Annotated in this window: 12 protein-coding genes; 7 read left to right on the top strand and 5 right to left on the bottom strand. The window is 69.4% G+C overall.

Features of this window, described 5'->3' with window-relative positions; all coding sequences use genetic code 11:
- Positions 1–10: 10 nt before the first annotated feature.
- Positions 11–790, bottom strand: a complete 780-nt coding sequence (locus P7A99_RS21660) for a PhoH family protein (RefSeq protein ID WP_277795816.1) — start codon at positions 788–790, stop codon at positions 11–13.
- Positions 791–1,103: 313 nt separating this feature from the next.
- Between P7A99_RS21660 and P7A99_RS21655 the strand changes: the two genes are divergently transcribed.
- A complete protein-coding gene (locus tag P7A99_RS21655; protein WP_277795815.1) occupies positions 1,104–1,631 on the top strand; it encodes a gamma carbonic anhydrase family protein in 528 nt (175 codons plus the stop codon).
- Between the two features lie 468 nt (positions 1,632–2,099).
- Here the strand turns inward: P7A99_RS21655 and P7A99_RS21650 are convergent, their stop codons facing one another.
- The 3 genes from P7A99_RS21650 to P7A99_RS21640 all read right to left on the bottom strand — a co-directional run bounded on the left by P7A99_RS21650 (position 2,100) and on the right by P7A99_RS21640 (position 5,981).
- A complete protein-coding gene (locus P7A99_RS21650) occupies positions 2,100–3,848 on the bottom strand; it encodes an alpha/beta hydrolase family protein (RefSeq protein WP_277795814.1) in 1,749 nt (582 codons plus the stop codon).
- A 74-nt stretch (positions 3,849–3,922) separates the two neighbouring features.
- On the bottom strand, positions 3,923–4,435 hold the full coding sequence (locus P7A99_RS21645; RefSeq protein WP_277795813.1) for a hypothetical protein: 513 nt from the start codon (positions 4,433–4,435) through the stop codon (positions 3,923–3,925).
- Between the two features lie 148 nt (positions 4,436–4,583).
- A complete protein-coding gene (locus tag P7A99_RS21640) occupies positions 4,584–5,981 on the bottom strand; it encodes an AMP-binding protein (protein ID WP_277795812.1) in 1,398 nt (465 codons plus the stop codon).
- A 465-nt stretch (positions 5,982–6,446) separates the two neighbouring features.
- Here P7A99_RS21640 and P7A99_RS21635 point away from each other — a divergent pair, with 465 nt between their 5' ends.
- The 6 genes from P7A99_RS21635 to P7A99_RS21610 all read left to right on the top strand — a co-directional run bounded on the left by P7A99_RS21635 (position 6,447) and on the right by P7A99_RS21610 (position 18,176).
- Positions 6,447–8,138, top strand: coding sequence for a ShlB/FhaC/HecB family hemolysin secretion/activation protein (locus P7A99_RS21635; RefSeq protein WP_277795811.1), 1,692 nt, complete (start codon positions 6,447–6,449; stop codon positions 8,136–8,138).
- Positions 8,139–8,152: 14 nt separating this feature from the next.
- The gene (locus P7A99_RS21630; RefSeq protein WP_277795810.1) at positions 8,153–13,741 is read left to right on the top strand and encodes an MBG domain-containing protein; all 5,589 of its coding nucleotides are present in this window, start codon (positions 8,153–8,155) and stop codon (positions 13,739–13,741) included.
- A 244-nt stretch (positions 13,742–13,985) separates the two neighbouring features.
- Entirely contained in the window at positions 13,986–15,650 is a 1,665-nt protein-coding gene (locus P7A99_RS21625) for a choline dehydrogenase (protein ID WP_277795809.1), read from the top strand.
- A 181-nt stretch (positions 15,651–15,831) separates the two neighbouring features.
- The gene (locus P7A99_RS21620) at positions 15,832–16,776 is read left to right on the top strand and encodes an aldo/keto reductase (protein WP_277795808.1); all 945 of its coding nucleotides are present in this window, start codon (positions 15,832–15,834) and stop codon (positions 16,774–16,776) included.
- 32 nt (positions 16,777–16,808) lie between these two features.
- Positions 16,809–17,276, top strand: a complete 468-nt coding sequence (locus P7A99_RS21615) for a DUF1493 family protein (RefSeq protein ID WP_277795807.1) — start codon at positions 16,809–16,811, stop codon at positions 17,274–17,276.
- A gap of 36 nt (positions 17,277–17,312) precedes the next feature.
- The gene (locus P7A99_RS21610) at positions 17,313–18,176 is read left to right on the top strand and encodes a class I SAM-dependent methyltransferase (protein ID WP_277795806.1); all 864 of its coding nucleotides are present in this window, start codon (positions 17,313–17,315) and stop codon (positions 18,174–18,176) included.
- 130 nt (positions 18,177–18,306) lie between these two features.
- Here the strand turns inward: P7A99_RS21610 and P7A99_RS21605 are convergent, their stop codons facing one another.
- Positions 18,307–18,852, bottom strand: coding sequence for a PAS domain-containing protein (locus tag P7A99_RS21605; RefSeq protein WP_277795805.1), 546 nt, complete (start codon positions 18,850–18,852; stop codon positions 18,307–18,309).
- Positions 18,853–18,957 lie beyond the last annotated feature (105 nt).

The raw sequence follows: 18,957 nt of genomic DNA, 5'->3' as shown, positions 1-18,957 counted from the left end.
AGATTCAGGGTCACAGAACGCCCAGCATCTCGGCCACCAGGGGATGGCGGACGATGTCGCGGTCTTCCAGGCGGACGACGGCGATGTTCGACATGGCCTCGAAGCGGTCGGCCACGTCGCCGAGACCCGAGATGCCCGGCAGCAGGTCCGACTGGTTCGGGTCGCCGGTGACCACCATGGTCGAATGCCAGCCCAGACGCGTCAGCAGCATCTTCAGCTGCATGTAGGTGCAGTTCTGGGCCTCGTCGATCACCACGAAGGCGTTGTTCAGGGTGCGGCCGCGCATGAAGCCGACGGGGGCGATCTCGATGGCGCCCTCGGCCATCAGGGCCCGCATGCGCTTGACCGAGAGCCGATCGGTCAGGGCGTCGTAGAGCGGCCGCAGATAGGGGGCCAGCTTGTCTTCCATGTCGCCCGGCAGGTAGCCGATCGACTCCCCGGCCTCGACGGCGGGGCGCGACAGGACGATGCGGTTGACCCGGCCGGCCTCCAGGGCCTCGACGGCCTTGGCGATGGCCAGATAGGTCTTGCCGGTGCCGGCGGGACCGAGCGCCATGACGAGGTTCTTGCTGTCCATCGCCTCCATCAGCTGGGCCTGGCCTGGCGATTTCGGTTTTATCGTCTTGATGTAGCTCTGATCCCTGGGGGCGTTGTCCGTTTCGCCCAGCGGCGACCAGCCGCCGCGATGCTCCACCGGCAGGCGACGCACCTTGGCGTCGTCGTCGTAGCGGCCGTCAGCGCCTTCGCGCACCATCCGCTTCAGGGCTCGCTTGGTCATCAAAGCCTCCATTCAGGCATGAAAAAAGGACGAGGCCGTAAGGCGTCGTCCTTGGGTCGATGAGAGGAGCAGAAGACGGAGCCGCAGGCGCGGCCGGGCGGCTCGGTGGAGCCCCAGGAAGGCGGTGCTGTACGCCGGAACGCCGAACGCAAGACCCTGTTCTCCGTCATCAGGAGGCCGCGGGCGGTAGAGACCGCGGCGGATACGGAAGGAATGTCCCCCGATGGAAGGATGTTCCACCCCGAATCACCGGATCTACAATAGGGACTTTTATGGTTTATGAGCGATTAAGCGTCGCAGCCTTGGAAGAACACGGGGTGTACGGATGACTGTCTATTCGCTGGGCGATATCGCGCCGGATCTTCCGTCGCAGGACGAATACTGGATCGCCCCGACCGCCAGCGTGATGGGCAATGTCGTGCTCAGGCAGAACGCCAGCATCTGGTGGGGCGCGGTGGTGCGCGGCGACAACGACCCGATCACCATCGGGCAGAACAGCAACATCCAGGACGGCTCGGTGCTGCATACCGACGCCGGGATCCCGCTGACCATCGGCGCCAACGTCACGGTCGGCCACATGGTGATGCTGCACGGCTGCACGATCGGCGACGGCTCGCTGATCGGCATCGGCTCGATCATCCTCAATGGCGCCAAGATCGGGAAGAACTGCCTGATCGGCGCAGGCGCCCTGATCACCGAGGGCAAGGAGATCCCCGACAATTCGATGGTGGTCGGCGCGCCGGGCAAGATCATCCGCGAGGTCAGCGAGCGCCAGGCGATGATCCTGCAGGCCTCGGCCCTGCACTATGTCGAAAACTGGAAGCGCTATCGCGCCGGCCTGAAGGCGATCTGAAGGAAAAGCGCAGGAGCGCCGCCCGGAGGGGGGGATGGGCGGCGCTCCTGTCAGACCCGCGCAAAGGGGCTGGATGCGCGGGGCCTTCTCACGGCGGCGGCGGGACTGTCGCGGCCGTGGAAGTCGGATGGGCCGGTTGGGCGCTCTCCACGAAGCCGCCGGCCGATCTGATGACCGGCATGATGTCGGTCGGCCGTTCCGATCGGATTAAGGTTGAGTCCGCGCAAAATCCGTAACGGCGTTCTTCGGCTTTCCGCCGCGCCCGAACGGCGCTGAAATCAGGCAGGCGACCCAGATCCACGGCGAACCGCCGTTTCTGGGCGCCTTCGGAAGGCGCACTCCCCGTATTTTCCGCACGAAAGGCTCGCCGCGGCGGATCAAGCCCCCTTTCTGCTGGGCGAGGCCGCTCGGCCTGCGGCGATATGACCGGTCTTGATCCACGCGCGCGCCGCGCCCGCCTGCGGCGGCTCAGCGGCCGTCGGTCAGCGTGTCCAGTTCGCGGGCGATCCAGTCGGCGTTGCCGGCCAGGGTGGTCATGTGGTCGGAGGCCGGCGCCTTGGTGAAGCGGCTGCCGTCGTTCGGCCGGCAGGGGATGTCGCTCGGATCGAAGGCGGGGTCGGCGTCGCCGTGAAGGATTGAGAGGCGCGCCGAGCATTTCGCCGCGGCTCTCTGGCGTTCGGCCCAGTCACGGAAGGGATCGTTCGGCTTGGACCAGTCGATGCCCATCGCGACCCGTTCCCAGGTTTCCTGGACGGCCAGGTCGGTTTTCGACACGCCCCGGCTGTCGAGCCAGGTCTGCGGAGGGCGGGGCTTGAGCCAGGGCGCGGCCAGCATGATCCGGTCGAATCTTCGGCGGCTTCCGGTATCCTTGTTCATCACCGCCAGGCCCAGAAGGCCGCCATAGCTTTCCCCATAGAAGACGTGCCTGGCGTATCGACCTCGAAACGCGTCCACGCCCGAAAGTATGGCCCGAGCGTCGTCCTCGACGGCGCCGCCGCCCCTGGCGGCGAGGCGGTCGACCGTGGGCCTGCCGGCGCCGAAATTGCCGCTCGCCGTGACCAGCAGGACATCCCATTTCCTATTGAGGAACGGCTTCGCCAGCCTCAAGGCGTCCGCGCCCTGCGATGTCGCGCCAGGCCCGCCGCCGGCCAGGACCACCAGTCCGGCCGGATCCTTCTGGGAAAAGAGGCGCGCATCGACCTGATGGGCGTCGGCGCCCAGGCGCAGGTCCTCGATGTCGACGAGGCGGTCGTCGGCGCCCGAGCCGCAGGCCATGTCCCGGCGTTCTGCACCCCTCTCGATGCGGAACGCGGGCCGTGATGCGGGCGCGATGAACTGAAGGGCGCGCGTCTTTCCGTCGGCGGACTGGTCGTACTCGCCCAGCAGGCGCCCGGCCGGCATATCGACGGCGTCGGAGTGCGTCCTCCCCCCTTGAAACGAGGTGTATCGGCCCAGGTCGGAGGTCGAGAAAGCGATCTTGCCCTGGGGGCTCAGCTTGTACCGGGGGCCGCCGGCGACGGGCTGTCCCGTCCTGGCGTCGTACAGCTTTCCGGCCGCGAGAAGGTAGCTGCGGCCCTCTGCGAAGATCAGCTTTCCGTTGTCGATGAGGGATGCGCCGGAAATGCCGCCCGCCAGAGGCGGCCCGTTGTAGGTGGTGCGGGCCTCCAGCGTGTCGCGCGAAAGGAAGACGCCGGCTCCGGTCGCACCGGCGCCCATGTGGATTTCCTCGATGATGCCGGCGCTCTGGGCCTGGGCGTTGACGGCGTCGACGACGAACGCCTCCTTCTCGAACTCGGCCGGCTCGATGTACCCATCCAGGCGAATGCGCCGCGCATTGGTTTTGGTCTTGGCGCTCAGCCGGACGCTCTGCTGCTCCGAGAAGGCGGGCGCGTACAGATACTGGGCGCCGATCCCAGGGCTGAGCAGCATCAGCGCCGTCGAGTCGCCTTTCCAGGCGAGCTGCACAGGGGGAGAGCGGGATTCCACGGCGGCGACGGTGCAGGCGTCGACGCTCGCGCCCGAGAGCAGGCAGTCGACCTTCAGCACCGCGAAGTCGGGGCCGGGACCCAGCGGCGCGTTGCCCCGCGACCAGGCGACCAGCCAGGCCCCGTCCGGCGAGACATCGAGAAAGGAGGTTTCGCACAGCACGCGATCGGCCCCCGCCTGGCGAACACGGCTCTCGGCGAGCGCGTGATGCGAGGCGAGGGACAACGCCACGGGTAGGCAGCGCCAAAGATGTTGCAGAAAACGCATTCTACTGACGCTACCCGGTTTCCCAGCGGAGGCGGAACCTAGTCCGCCGACTTCACTTGAAGATCATAGACGCCGTCGTGCTTGCTGGTCATCCAGACGGAGCCGTCGCTGTAACTCTTCATGTGGGACTCGGGCTTGCCGTCATTGTCCATGTCCATCCAGAAGGTGCCGTTGTCTTCGGTCCAGTACTTGGTGCCTTCCGACGTCTTGTGCTCGGTCTTGCCTTCCCGGTTGAAGTTGCTCTTGGCGTCGCGTTCGTCGATCGCGGTGCGAGTGAACGGCGAATAGCCAAGATTGTAGAAGTTCGAGAAGAAGGTGATCAGGCTGTCGGCGTTGTCGAGAATGGTCTCGACGACATTGTCGCCGCCGCCCTCGGTCGGGATCGTGGACGTGTCGGATTCACCGTCGCTGCCGCCGCCGCCGGCGCCGCCGCTGCCGCCGCCGCTCCATTCGCCGCCGCCGCCGATAACGGTGACGCCGTCGATCTCGTTGTCATCGTTCACGCCGGCGCCCGTGACCAGGCCCATCTCCATATCGGAAAGCAAACGCATGTAATCCTCGGTTTCCAGGTGTGATGGAGCAAAATGCAACCTTCACTATATCAACCTATGGGGGTGAATCGCTTTTCCGCAAGTCGACTTCGTGGTTAAGGCGCTTGCGTACGGGAGCTTTCCACAGGCTGGGTGTTTGCAATGCTTTTCACGGGCTGCGACGCATCACGGCGGCCGCCGGCAGAGAGCCTTCCGCGGCATGTGCGCCGCGCAGGATCTTGCCGGTCTGGGAGCGCGGCAGGGGCGTGTCGAACGCGATCCGGCCCACCGCCGGCGGCAGCTCGAAGGCCCGCAGAACTGAAGCGATCCGGGCGGCGAACGGATCGCTGTAGGGCGCTTCGGTATAGATCAGCGGTTCGTCGCCGCGCAGTTCGACGGCGAAGGGCGCCAGCTCGCCCAGAGCGCTTTCCAGGTCGTCGAGATTGATCCTCACCCCGAAGACCTTCGCCAGGCGGGAGCGCCGGCCGGTCAGGGTGAGGTAGCCCTGGTCGTCGACGCGGCCTTCGTCGCCGGTGTGCAGGCCGTCCATATGCGCCAGCTCGGCAAGGTCGGCTGCCCCGACGGCGTAGCCGGCCATCAGGTTGGGGCCGCGATAGACCACCTCGCCGTCGTCGGTGATCTCTATGGCGCCGCCGGGCACGACCTTGCCCACCGCGCCGGGGCGCGCGACGAAGGCGGCTGGGGGCAGAACGCAGACCCGGCCGCAGGCCTCGGTCAGGCCGTACATGCGCACGAACTCGACGCCATGCCTGCCGGAGGTCTCGACCGCCCAGGCCAGGGTCGCCTCGTTCAGGCGGTCGCCCGAATGCAGCAGGCGGCGCAGGGACGGCGCGGCCAGCCGCTCCCAGCCGATGCGGCGCATGGCGTCGAAGCTGAACGACACGCTGGGCAGGCAGGTCACCCCCCAGCGCCGACAGAGCGCTCCGAAGGCGGGGTCCAGGACAGACTTGCGGCCCACCACGACCGAGGCCCCGCCGACCAGGTGACTCAGCAGCATGGTCAGGCCGTAGACGTGGTGGATCGGCAGGCTGAGCAGCATCCGCTCGTCCGGGCCCGGCGAGAGCGTGCGCCTGATCTGGTCGAGGCTGGCGTCCAGCGCCTCCCGCGACAGCTTCACGCTCTTGGGCGCGCCGGTCGAGCCGGAGGTCGACAGTAGAAGCTGCAGCCGGGGATGGACGGGCGTCGTCCAGCCGGTCGACCAGACGCCATAGCCTCGGGCCGTCTCCAGGTGGGCGCCGCGAGGGGCGAGGCCGGCTTCGGCGTGCTCGGGAGCCAGGACCCAGGCCGGGCGATAGGCGTCCAGCAGGGCGGCCCTGGCCGCGGCGGACGCCTGTGGGTTGGCGACATAGACGGCATGTCCCGCCGCCATCGCCGCCAGCACGGCCAGGGCGCCGCCCAGATCGTTGTCGGGCATGACGACGGCCAGGGACGGCGGTCCCGCCAGCCGCGCGGCCAGGAACCCGACCTCGTGCTCGACCGCGCCGGCGCTGAGGCTCTCGCCGGTATGGGCGTCGATCAGCCGAGCGGCGGCTTCAGCGCCGCTCAAGGCGCCGCATCCGGCGCGCTCATCCGTTCCCTCCAACTCATCCGTTCCCCGCCGCCCCTGCCGGAGCGCCACCATAACAGGACGCCATCTATGCGTGTCTGGCGATGAAATACGCGCAATGCCCTGTGGGCGCCATCGTCTCGTCCGCGGTGCGCGACAGGTCGACCAACGCGTCAATACCCGGTCATTGCAGTCTGCTCGGTGGACGGCGGTAGAAGGGGCGATGAAGTGGTCGACCGCTTTCTCAATATGGGAAGTCGTGGAGGGGTTAGAGAAGCATGAACGTGATCCAAATGGCACAGTAAATGGCTTGAAAGCTATGTGCGATCATTTGCACAAAATGACGCTGGATGTAGCGGGCGAAAAATCGTGAAATCAATTAACCGGTCTTAAAGACGCAAATACCTATCACGCCGCCGTTGTATTAGGTGGGGCGTTAGTATGTGTTTTTATGTATCGCAGGGCGTGACGCGCGCTCTGGTCGTCGCATCGAGCTCGGCTCTGGCTCTGATCTGGTCCACGGCAAGCTTCGCGCAGACCGCGCCCAGCCGGACCCTTCCCCAGACCATCTCGCCGACCGTGCAGGAGAGCCAAGGCGAGATCGCCCTGCCGGCCACGCGCCTGACGGCGGCTCCGGCCGGCGCCGAGGCGCTGTCGGTACGGATCGAGCGCGTGGCGGTCGAAGGCGTCGCGCCTGACCGCGCCGAAGCGGTCGCCGCACTGACCCGGCCGGTAGAGGGCCGCACCGTCACCGTCGCCGCGCTCTACGAGGTCGCCGCCAGGATCGAGGCGCTGTACGCCCAGGACGGTCGCATCCTGACCCGCGCCACCCTGCCGCCGCAGTCGCTCAAGGACGGCGCGGTCGTGCGGATCGTCGTGGTCGAGGGCTTCATCGAGAGCATCGACGACAGCCGCGTGCCGGCCAAGGTGCGCGGGCCGATCCGCGACCGGCTGGTCAAGCTGATCAACCGGCCGGGCCTCAGCCTGCAGCAGATCGAGCGCCAGGTGCTGCTGGCCGCGCGCGTTCCCGGCGTCAAGCTGCGCACGACCCTGGTTCCCGGCGAACGCGCCGGCGGGGCGCGGCTGGTGCTGCAGGTCGAGCACGACGCCGTCGCCGGTGGCCTGGGGGCCGACAACACCCTGTCGAGCGCCTATGACGACTGGAACCTCGAGGCGCGGCTGACGGCCAACTCGGTGTTCGGCGCGGGCGAGCAGTTCTATGCCTTCGGAGCCTCGGCCACCGACCTGGCCCTGACGGGCGGGCATCCTCATCGCCGCATCGTCGGCCTTGGCCTGATCGCGCCGCTGGGCTTCGACGGGGCGACGGCGCAGCTGGAGTACCTGCACGCCGACACCAATCCGATCACGCCGCGCGGCGTGCTGCCGGTGCAGGGCCAGTTCGACCGCGTCGTGGCCAAGCTGTCCTATCCGCTGATCCTGGGCCGCCGCGAGATGCTGTCGGTGTCGGGCGGGTTCGAGTGGACCAACGAAAGCCAGGCCGCCCGCGGCTTCGGCGTCGACCTCAGCAAGGACGCCCTGCGCAGCTTCACGCTCGGCCTCGAAGGCGGCAAGGCGATCGGTGCGGCCACCACGGTGTCGTCGCGCATCGACTTCAACCAGGGCATTTCGGGCTTTGGCGCGCGCACGCCGGCCGACGCCCGGGTCTCGGGCACGCCGCTGTCGCGTCAGGGCTCCAAGCCCGACTTCACCAGGCTTTCGGCCACGGCCAGCATCGACCGGGCCCTGGGCGGTCCGTTCTCCGCGCGGCTGGTGCTGCGCGGCCAGACCGGCTTCGGCGGCGCCATGCCCAGCGCCATGCAGTTCTCGCTGGACGGCGGCGAAGGCGTCTCCGGCTTCGACGCCGGCTCGATCAATGTCGACAGCGGCCTGACCGGCCGCGTCGAGCTGGCCGCCCTGACGCCGATCGGCGGGCGCGTCGTGGCGCGTCCCTACCTGTTCGCGGCCGCCGGCCGTGGCTGGCTGGAAAAGCCGACCGTGGTCGAAAAGCCGCGGCCTGACGGCTGGTCGGTGGGCGGCGGCGCCCGCACCGCGCTGGCCGAGCGCATCAATCTGAGCGCCGAACTGGCGCACGCCAACAGCAACCTGTTCGCCAAAAACCAGACGCGCCTCACGGCCAGCGTCAACGTCGCGTTCTGAGGAGGAGCCTGACCATGCTTATCGCCAACAAGCTTCGCCTGATCGCCACGACCAGCCTGACCCTGACCCTGGCCGCCATGGCCACCCAGGCGGCCGCGCGGGACGCCCTGCCCACCGGCGGCTCGGTGGTCGCCGGCTCGGCTGCCATCGGCGGCCAGTCGGGCGGCGCCCAGACCATCACCCAGACCAGCCAGAAGGCGGTGATCGACTGGGCCAGCTTCAATGTCGGCCAGGGCGCCAGCCTGACCTTCGTGACGCCCAACGCCGACGGCGCGACGCTCAACCGGGTGACCGGGACGACGGGCTCGACCATCGCCGGCCAGATCACCGCCAACGGCAGCGTCTATCTGATCAATCCCAACGGCATCCAGATCACCCAGAGCGGCGTGATCAACGCCGGCCGCGGCTTCGTGGCCTCGACGCTGGACATCTCCAACGACGAGTTCATGGCCGGCGCCGGCCGCTTCACCGGTACGGGCGGGACCATCGACCACCGCGGCTCGATCACCGTCGGCGCCGGCGGCGTCGTCGGCCTGCTGGGCGGCAGCGTCTCCAGCAGCGGCCTGATCATGGCGCCGGCGGGCAAGGTGGTGATCGGCGCGGTCACCCACGCCACGCTCGACCTCAACGGCGGCGGCTTCCTGCAGGTGGCCCTGCCCGAGCAGTCGGCCCTGGCGGCGGACGGCTCCAGCGCCCTGGTCTCGGCCCAGTCGAGCTATGACGCCACGCGCAACACCGTCAATCTGGACGGCCTGAGCAGCGCCAGCGTGACCGGCCGCAACGGCGACATCGTGCTGGGCGGCAAGATCAGCGTCGATTCCGACGCTGGCGACGCGGGCTCGATCATGGTGATGGGCAACAACACCCGCGCCAGCGGCGAGCTGTCGGCCCGCGCCACGGGCGCGACCGGCAAGGGCGGCTTCATCGAGACCTCGGGCAACTACGTCGACTTCACCGGCCTGCGAGTCGACACCCGCGCGGCAAGCGGCGCGACGGGGACCTGGCTGGTCGACCCGACCGACCTGACGATCGACGCGGCCGCGGCCTCGACCATCGAGACCAACCTCGCCACCACCAACGTCACGCTCGAGACCTATCTCAGCGGCGCGCCGTCCGGTCCCGGCGTGGCCAGCGAAGGCGCGGGCGACATCATCATCAATTCGGCGATCAGCTGGGGCGCCAACACCCTGACGCTGAACGCGGCCAACAGCATCAAGGTCAACGCCGTGCTGACCGCCTCGGGCAGCGCGGGCCTGGCCCTGAACTACGGCGACACCAAGGGCTCTATCGCCGCCACGCCGCTCGCCGGCGCCGGCCTCGACTTCGGCCTGACCAGCAGCGGCTTCGGCGGTCGGATCGACTTCACGGGCGGCAGCAACAGCTTCGCGGTCAACGGCCAAGCCTACACGATCATCACCGCCCTGGGCGCGGCCGGCTCGACCACCGGCACGGACCTGCAGGGCATCAACGGGGCCCTGGGCGGCTACTACGCCCTGGGGGCCGATATCGACGCGGCCGCCACCAGCGGCTGGAACAGCAACCAGGGCTTCGACCCGCTGGGCGCGACCAATGCGGAAGGCGGCGGCAATGGCTTCACCGGACGCTTCCTGGGCCTTGGCCATACGGTCAGCAACCTGACCATCAGGCGCACGTCGTCCGCCTATGGCGGCCTGTTCGGTCTTGCCGCCGCCAGCGCCTCCATCGGTAATGTCGGCGTCGTCAACGCCAGTGTCGCGGTCCATGGCGACGCGACCACCGGCATCGGCGCCGGAGCCGGCGGCACGGCGGGCGCCCTGGCCGGCGTTTCCTACGGCGTGATCACCCAGAGCTATTCCACGGGCTCGGTATCCTCCAACGGCGGACCCACCCACGCCCCCTCCACGGGCGGCGCGGGCGGCGTGGCCGGCGGCCTGGTCGGCAAGTCCTACGGTTCGATCACGGGAAGCCATTCCTCCGCCACGGTCTCGGCCGGCGGTCGCGACGGCAACAGCTATGGCGGCGCGGGCGGCAAGGCGGGCGGCCTCGCCGGCCAGTCCTACGGCGTGATCTCGGATAGCTACGCGACGGGCGCTGTCGCGACCAACGGCGGCGCCGGCACCGACTTTTCAGTCGGTACTGCCGGCGCGGGCGGCGTGGCCGGCGGCCTGGTCGCCGAAAGCAGCGGCGTGATCACGGGGAGCCATGCGACGGGCGTGGTCTCGGCCAACGGCGGCAGCGCCCGCGCCGCCTCCGGGGCCGGCGGCAAGGCGGGGGGTCTCGTCGGGCTCTCCAGCAGCACGATCACGGCAAGCTACGCCACCGGCGTGGTCTCGGCCAACGGCGGTGGCGGCTCTACCAGCGGCGGCAGCGGGGCCACGGGCGGGACGGCCGGCGGCCTGGTCGCCGAGAGCGACGGCGCGATCACGAGAAGCTATTCCACGGGTGCGGTCTCGGCCAACGGCGGCGCTGGTAGCGCGGCGGGTGCGTCAGCCGGCGGCGCGGGGGGCTCCGGCGGGACCGCGGGCGGGCTCGTCGGTAAGAGCCGCAGCACGATCAGCCTGAGCTACGCCACCGGCGCGGCGTCCGCCAACGGCGGCGGCGGCGGCGCGGGCGGAGTGACGTCCAATGGCGGCGCCGGTGGCAGCGGCGGCGTGGCGGGGGGGCTCGTCGGTGACGCCAGCGGCGCGATCGCCCAAAGCTATGCGACGGGCGCAGCGTCAGCCAACGGCGGCGGCGGCGGCAGCAACGCTTACGGCGGGATTGGCGGCGCCGGCGGCTCCGGCGGCGCGGGCGGCATGGCCGGGGGCCTGGCCGGCCTGGCCAGCGCCGACATCGCGCAAAGCTACGCAACGGGCCGAGTGTCCGCCGCCGGCGGCGGCGGCGGTAGTTCCATGTTGCTCGGCCCGCCGCCCGTCACGGTATATGGCGCGAGCGGCGCCGCGGGCACGGCCGGCGGCCTGATCGCCGTGGCCTCGGCCGGAACGATCGAGGCTTCGTACTGGGACCGCTACGCCAGCAGTCAGGCCTTGGGCGTGGGCTCCAACACCGGCGCGACCGTGACCAGCCTGGCCTCGGTCACCTCCGACGCGGCGCAATGGAACGCGGCCGACTACATCTACAACGCCTCGGCCTGGTCGATGCTGGCCACGGGCGCGACCAGCGACATCGACCTGACCGGTGGTCAGGCCCTGACCTGGCGGATGTACGAGGGCTTCACCACCCCGATGCTGAAGGCCTTCCTGAAGCCGGGAACCGTGGCCGTCAGCGTCGGCGACGCCACCGCCGTCTATAACGGCGTGCGGCAGCTGGTCAGCGCGCCGGTCACGGCGCCGAACGGCGTCGACACCAGCCTGATCCTGGGCGGCGGCCGCGGTCGCGACGTGGGCTCGTACGCCACCGGCGCCTACTCGACCCAGCAGGGCTATGACCTGATCGTCACCGGGACGGGCACGCTGACCATCACGCCCAAGGCCCTGACCATCAGCGGCGGCACCAGCACGCTGACCTATTCCGGCTCGGCCTTCGGCAACGGCTATGTCGTCAACGGCCTGGTCGGTGGCGACAACATCGCCAGCGTCAGCGGCGCCGCCATCGGCACGAACGTCGGGACCTATCTGGACAACCTGTCGGGCGCGACTGGCAGCGGCCTGTCGAACTACAACATCACCTATGTGAACGGCAGCCTGACCATCAACCCCAAGGCCCTGACGATCACCGGCACAATTGCGGGCGGCGTCTACACCGGCTCGCAAAAGACCCACACCGTGGTCGTCAATGGCCTGGTCGGTCGCGATACGGTGACCTCGGTCGAGGGCATAGCCACGGCGACCAATGTCGGGACCTACCTGGACAACCTGTCGGGCGCGACCGGCAGCGGCCTGTCGAACTACAACATCACCTACGTCAACGGCAGCCTGGCCATCACGCCCAAGGCCCTGACCGTGACCGGCAACACCGGCTCGTCGATCTATACCGGCGGCGCCCAGACCAACGGCTTCACCACCAGCGGCCTGGTCGGTTCCGACACCGTGACCTCGGTCGCGGGCCTGGGCGGCGGGACCAATGTCGGCAGCTATGCCGACAGCCTGTCGGGCGCGACCGGCAGCGGCCTGTCGAACTACGCCATCACCTACGTCAACGGCGGCCTGAGCATCACGCCCAAGGCCCTGACCATCACCGGCGACAGCGCCTCCAACATCTACAACGGCGCCCTGCAGATCAACGGCTTCACCGCCACCGGTCTGGTCGGCTCGGACATGGTGGCCTCGGTCGACGGCCTGGGGCGCGGGACCAATGTCGGGACCTATGCCGACGTTCTGTCGGGCGCGATCGGCAACGGCCTGTCGAACTACACGATCACCTACGTCAACGGCGGCCTGGCCATCGCGCCCAAGGCCCTGACCATCACCGGCGGCAACAGCTCGTCCGTCTACAGCGGCTCGGCCTACGCCAACGGCTACACCGTCAGCGGCCTGATCGGTTCCGACGCCGTGACCTCGGTCGCGGGCGTGGCGAACGGGATCAATGCCGGCAGCTATGCCGACGTCCTGTCGGGCGCTGTCGGTACCGGCCTGTCGAACTACGCCATCACCTATGTCAACGGCGGTCTGGTCATCACGCCCAAGACGGTGACGGTGACCTACACGGCCAATGGCGCCGGCAGTGTCTATGGCCAGGCGCCGAACGGCCTGAGCGGCGGCTATGTCGTCGACGGCCTGATCGGCGGCGACACGCTGTCGGGCGCGGCCAGCTGGACGACCACGGCGACCGCCACGTCCGGCGTGGGGAGCTACGCCATCACCGGTTCGGGCCTCGGCGGGGGCGCCAACTATACGCTGGTCTCCAGCCAGTCGGCCGGCAACGCCACCGCCCTGACCATCACGCCACGGGCGCTGACCGTGACCTACACGGCCAACGGCCTGGGCAGCGCCTATGGCGACACTCCGACCGGCGTGTCGGGGCGCTACGTGGTCGATGGCCTGGTCGGCGCCGACACCCTTTTTGGCAACGCCGCCTGGACCACCACGGCGACCGCGACCTCCGGCGTCGGCGCCTACGCCGTCAACGGCTCGGGCCTGAGCGCCAGCGCCAACTACGTGCTGACCAGCGTGCAGGCGGCGGGCAACGCCTCGGCGCTGACCATCACGCCGCGGACCATTATCGTGACTGCGGATGCGCTCAGCCGCGTCTACGGCGCGGCCAATCCGGCGCTGACCTGGACGGTCGGCGGACGCGGCCTGGTCAACGGCGATACCCTGTCGGGCGCCCTGGCCACCACGGCCGACACCAACTCGCCGGCCGGTGACTATGCGATCACCCGGGGCGGCCTTGCCGCGAGCCCGAACTACGCGGTGACCTTCGTCGATGCGGTGCTGTCGGTCACGCCGGCGGCGTCGTCCAACCCGCCGTCGCGCGTCGTCGACAACGGTCAGGCCGACGCCTCCGTGCCTGGCGCCCTCTCGGGCGGACGGGATCTCACGGCGGCGGTCGTCGACGTGGTGTTCTCCGAGGCGGGCGACGCCTTTGGCGACGACGTGTTCTCCAAGGGCTCGGGCTCGGGCGGGGGCTGTCAGAGCCAGGGCCAAGGCGCCGCCGTGAACTGCGCCGCCCAGTCCGGGTCCTGATGACGCGAGGGCGCGCCACTCCAAGGCGCGCCCGATCGTCTCGAGCACGATCCGAAGACCTTCGACGGTCGCAGTCCCGGGGGCTTCCCTAGGGGCTGCGGCCGTTTTGCATTGCCGGCGGACGAGGCCTGTTCTCTGGACGGGCCGCCCCTGCACGGACAACGCCGTTACGCAGCCTCTTGCCCCCGTCGCCCGACCGGGTCACTCTCTGTCTTAACAACGATAACATTGTGGGAGGGACGCCATGTCGGGCACGCGCTACGACTACGTCATCATCGGCGCCGGCTCGGCGGGTTGCGTGCTGGCCGCGCGGCTGACGCAGGATCCGGCGGTGAAGGTGCTGCTGCTGGAGGCCGGCGGCAAGAATGGTTCGGTGCTGGTGCGCATGCCCGCCGGCGTGGGCGAGCTGATCAAGGCCAAGGGCGAGTGCAACTGGGGCTTCTGGACCGAGGCCGAGCCGCATCTGGACGGGCGCAAGCTGTGGTGGCCGCGGGGCCGGGGCCTGGGCGGATCCTCGGCGATCAACGGCATGATCTACATCCGCGGCCATGCGCGCGACTATGACCAGTGGCGGCAGATGGGCCTTTCCGGCTGGTCCTACGCCGAGGTGCTGCCCTACTTCAAACGCTCGGAGACCTTCCACGGCGGGGGCTGCGACTATCACGGCGACAGCGGGCCGCTGCACGTCTCGGCCGGCGAGTCCGACAGCCCGTTCTACAAGGCGGTGATCGAGGCCGGTCGCCAAGCGGGCCATCCGGTGACCAAGGACTTCAACGGCTTCCAGCAGGAGGGCTTCGGGCCCTACGACCTGACCATCCGCGACGGCAAGCGCTGGAGCGCCGCGGCCGCCTATCTGGCCCAGGCCCTGTCGCGGCCTAACCTGACCTGCCTGACCGAGGCGCGGACCACCCGCATCGTCGTCGAGAACGGCAAGGCGGTCGGCGTCGAGTACGTGACCGGCAAGGGGGGCGAGAAAGCGGTGGCCTATGCCGACGCCGAGGTGCTGCTGAGCGCCGGGGCGGTGCAGTCGCCGCAGATCCTGCAACTGTCGGGGATCGGTGATCCCAACGCCTTGAAGGCCGCCGGCGTGACGCCGGTGCACGAGGCGCGGGGCGTCGGCCAGAACCTGCAGGATCACCTGGACGTCTGCCTCTCGTGGACGACCAAGGGGCTGAAGACCGCCTACTCGGCCAACAAGGGCCTGAACAAGCTGGGCGTCGGGCTATCCTACCTGCTGATGGGCAAGGGCATCGGCCGGCAGAACTTCCTGGAGTCGGGCGCCTTCCTGCGCTCGCGGCCCGATCTCGACCGGCCCGACCTGCAGATCCACGCCGTGCTGGCGATCATGCAGGACCACGGCAAGGTGGTGGTCGAGAAGGACGGCTTCACCCTGCATGTCTGCCAGCTGCGGCCGGAAAGCCGGGGCTCGGTGGGGCTGCACTCGTCGGACCCGTTCGCCGACCCGAAGATCCTGGCCAACTACCTGGCCGCCGAGGAAGACCGCCGGGCCATGCGCGAGGGCGTGCGGATCGGCCGCGACGTCGCCGCCCAGGCGGCGCTGGATCCCTATCGCGACAGCGAGTACGCGCCGGGCGCGGATGTCCGGAACGACCAGGAGATCGACGCCTGGATCCGCGCCAAGGCCGAGACCATCTATCACCCCGTCGGCACCTGCCGGATGGGGGCGGCGGGCGATCCGCTGGCGGTGGTCGACGACCAGCTGCGGGTGCAGGGGATCGAAGGCCTGCGGGTGATCGACGCCTCGGTGATGCCCACGCTGATCGGCGGCAACACCAACGCCCCGACCATCATGATCGCCGAGCGCGCCGCCGACCTGCTGCGCGGCAAGGCGACCCTGGCGCCGCAGGACGCACCGGTGTTCGACGGGGCGCCGGCCGCGGCGGCTTAAAGGGGCGGCTGTCAGAAACGGAAACCTCGTCCTGAGCTCGTCGAAGGGCGAGGACTGCGCACGCCGCCGTTTCGGATAGATCCGTCACGAAAGCCCAATAGGCCTTATTTCGAAGTTTGATTGGGCGAGGCGTGCTGAACCCGCGCACAGTTCCGGTCGTCTTGCGAACAAGGATCCGCTCATGAGCCAACGCCCCCTCGGCCGTTCCGGCCTTTCGATCGCCCCGCTGGTGTTCGGCGGCAACGTCTTCGGCTGGACGGCGGACGAGGCGACCTCGTTTCGCCTGATCGACGCCTTCGTCGACGGCGGCTTCGACGCGATCGACACGGCCGACGTCTATTCGGCCTGGGTTCCGGGGCACGAGGGCGGCGAGTCCGAGGCGACCATCGGCCGCTGGCTGGCGGCGGGCGGCAAGCGCGACCGCATCAAGATCCTGACCAAGGTGGCCAAGTGGCCCAAGCGTCCGGGCCTGTCGGCGGCCAACATCGTCGCGGCGCTGGAAGACTCGCTGCGTCGGCTGAACACTGACCATGTCGACCTCTACCAGTCGCACGAGGATGACGCCGCCACGCCGATCGACGAGACGCTGGAGGCCTTCGACCGGCTGGTGAAGGCCGGCAAGGTGCGGGCGATCGGCGCCTCGAACTTCACGCCCGATCGCCTGGAGGCGTCGCTGAAGACCTCGGCCGACAAGGGGCTGATCCGCTACGAGACGATCCAGCCGAGGTTCAATCTCTACGACCGCGACGAGGTGGAGGGGGCGTTGGCCGAGCTGGCCGCGCGGGAGGGCATCGGGATCATCCCGTTCTACGGACTGGCCGCGGGGTTCCTGACCGGCAAGTACCGCAGCGAGGCCGACCTGGAGGGCAAGGCGCGCGGGCGCACAGTCGCGCGCGACTATCTCAACGAAAAGGGCTTCCGCGTCCTGGCCGCCCTCGATGAAGCGGCCGAGGCGACCGGCGCCACCCAGGCCCAGGTCGCCTTGGCCTGGATCGTCGCCCATCCGGCCATCACCGCCCCGATCGCCAGCGCCACCAGCGTCGCGCAGCTGGAGGAGCTGCTGGCGGGCGTGCGCCTGACCCTGCCGCCCGAGGTGATCGCGGGGCTGGACGCGGCGGGACGGTAGTCGACGGCGGCGGCGCGCTCTAGGCTGGCGGAATGGAGAGTTCCGTCGATCGGGTGGCCGCGCTGGTGGTCGAGCACATGGGGGCGCCCGCCTTTCCGATCACGCGCGCGACGCGTCTGCTCGACGACCTCGGCATTGATGGCGACGACGCCGACGCGTTCTTCAGGGATTTCGGCGCACGGTTCGGCGTCGATCTGGCGCCGTTGCATGCGCGCTGGGACCGTCATTTCGGCAATGAGGCCGATTGGCGGTTAAGCCTACCCACGCTTCTGGTGGTGATCCTGCTGACCGTCGCCATCATTACCAGGTCGGCTTGGGCTGTCGCTGGGGGCGTTCTCGTCGTGGCGGCGGCGATCTTCTTCATCTGGCGGTCCCTGCGTCGGAACGAGCCGAACCTGCCCGTGACGGTCGGCGACCTGATCGAGGCGGTCGAGACCGGCCGCTGGCCGCTGCGCTATGAAGACGAGGCCAAGGTCGACAGGACGGGTCTCGCGCGCTAGAACTATTTGAGAATTATTCTCAAATAGAGGGCCGCCATGACCGAGCGCAACGTCAACCAGATCTCCGACTGGAACGGCCGCACCGGCGAGCGCTGGGTGGCCAACCAGGCGCGGCTCGACCGCATGCTCAAGGACTATGGCCAGGCGGCGATCGCCGCCGCCGCTCCGGCCGCCGGCGAGCAGGTGCTGGACATCGGCTGCGGGGCCGGGGCGGGCAGCCTGGAGATCGCCACCCTGGTAGGCCCATCGGGCGCGGTGCTGGGCGTCGACGTCTCCGAGCCGCTGGTCGCCCGGGCGCGCGAACTGGCGGCCGAGACGGCCAATGTGAAGTTCCAGGTGGCCGACGCCAGCCGAGCCTTGCTGCCGGTGGCGCAGTTCGACCTGCTGTTCTCGCGCTTCGGGGTGATGTTCTTCGACGAACCCGCCCAGGCCTTCGCCCACATGCGACGAGCGCTGAAGCCGGGCGGACGCCTGGCCTTCGCCTGCTGGCGCGGGGCGGGCGAGAACGACTGGGTGCGCCTGCCGATGAAGGCCATCGCGCCGATCGTCGGCGCGCCCGCGCCGCCGCCGCCCGAGGCGCCTGGGCCATTCTCGTTCGGCGACCGGGCGCGGGTGGAGCGGATCCTGGGCGAGGCCGGCTTCGTCGATGTGGCCTTCACCGCCATCGACCATCCGATCACCTTCGGCGAGGGCGAGACCCGGCAGGCGGCCATCGAGGACGCGGTGGACCTGGCCTTCCAGGTCGGCCCGCTGACCCGGGCCCTGGCCGATCAGCCCGAGACAGTGCGCCAGCAGGCCATGCCGCTGGTTCGCGAGGCCTTCGCGGCCAAGGCTGCTGGTGAGGCGGTGGTGATCGAGGGCGCGGGCTGGGTGGTCACGGCGCGCAACAGCGCCACGTAAGGGTCGGACGGAGGGGCGCTCCCGCCGTGGCGGCGCTCTCCCGAGCGCCCCTCCGTCCTTCCGGCGTCGTCTCCGGCAAGCCGACGCAAGACCTCCCGCCAGAGCACGGGAGGAAACTTGTTCGCCGCCGTCAGGCGATCAGGCGGCCGTCCAGGCTGGCCAGCCGCAGGCGCGGGGCTTCAGCGTTGGTCGGGGCGAGGGCCTGGATCCGGCGCACGCCCAGCTCGTAGGCCGGACGGCCCATCAGGCGCTGCATCATGGCGATCGGCTGGTAGAGGCCCAGGAACCGGTCGGCCTCGCCGCTGGCTCCGGTCATCGGGGCCAGCAGCACCTCCATGCCCACCGAGGCCACGCCATGGGCGCGGATGTCGGCGGTGACGACCACCGGCTCGCCCCGGCGGCGGGCCACTTCCAGCGCCGACTTAACCTCCAGCCGGTGCGACAGCGCCCACATCGACAGCTGGTCCTCGCCGCGCAGGTCGCGGGCGTGCAGATCGGTGACGAAGCCGCCGGCCAGGCGGAAGGGATAGCGCCCGTTCCCGCGCCCAAGGATGAACACCTGGGGCAGCAGATCGAGGAAATCGCCCGGATCGATGCTGGCGCGCGCCGGCATCCGGCCGTCGCCGGCCCGGTTTCGCCAATAGTCTATCAACCGTTCCGTGCTTGGATGGAACATCGTCGTCCCCTTGCGGGTCCTTTCGCGGTCCATTTCGACCGCATGGGGCTTGCTAGGAGAACCGGGCCAGGGGCCCTGTCGTATCGTCTTGGCACAGAGTCGGGG

Source organism: Caulobacter endophyticus (assembly GCF_029543245.1).
Taxonomy (GTDB): Bacteria; Pseudomonadota; Alphaproteobacteria; order Caulobacterales; family Caulobacteraceae; genus Caulobacter; species Caulobacter endophyticus_A.
Note: the sequence above shows the minus strand (reverse complement) of the source record. Positions and strands in the feature narration are given on the sequence as shown.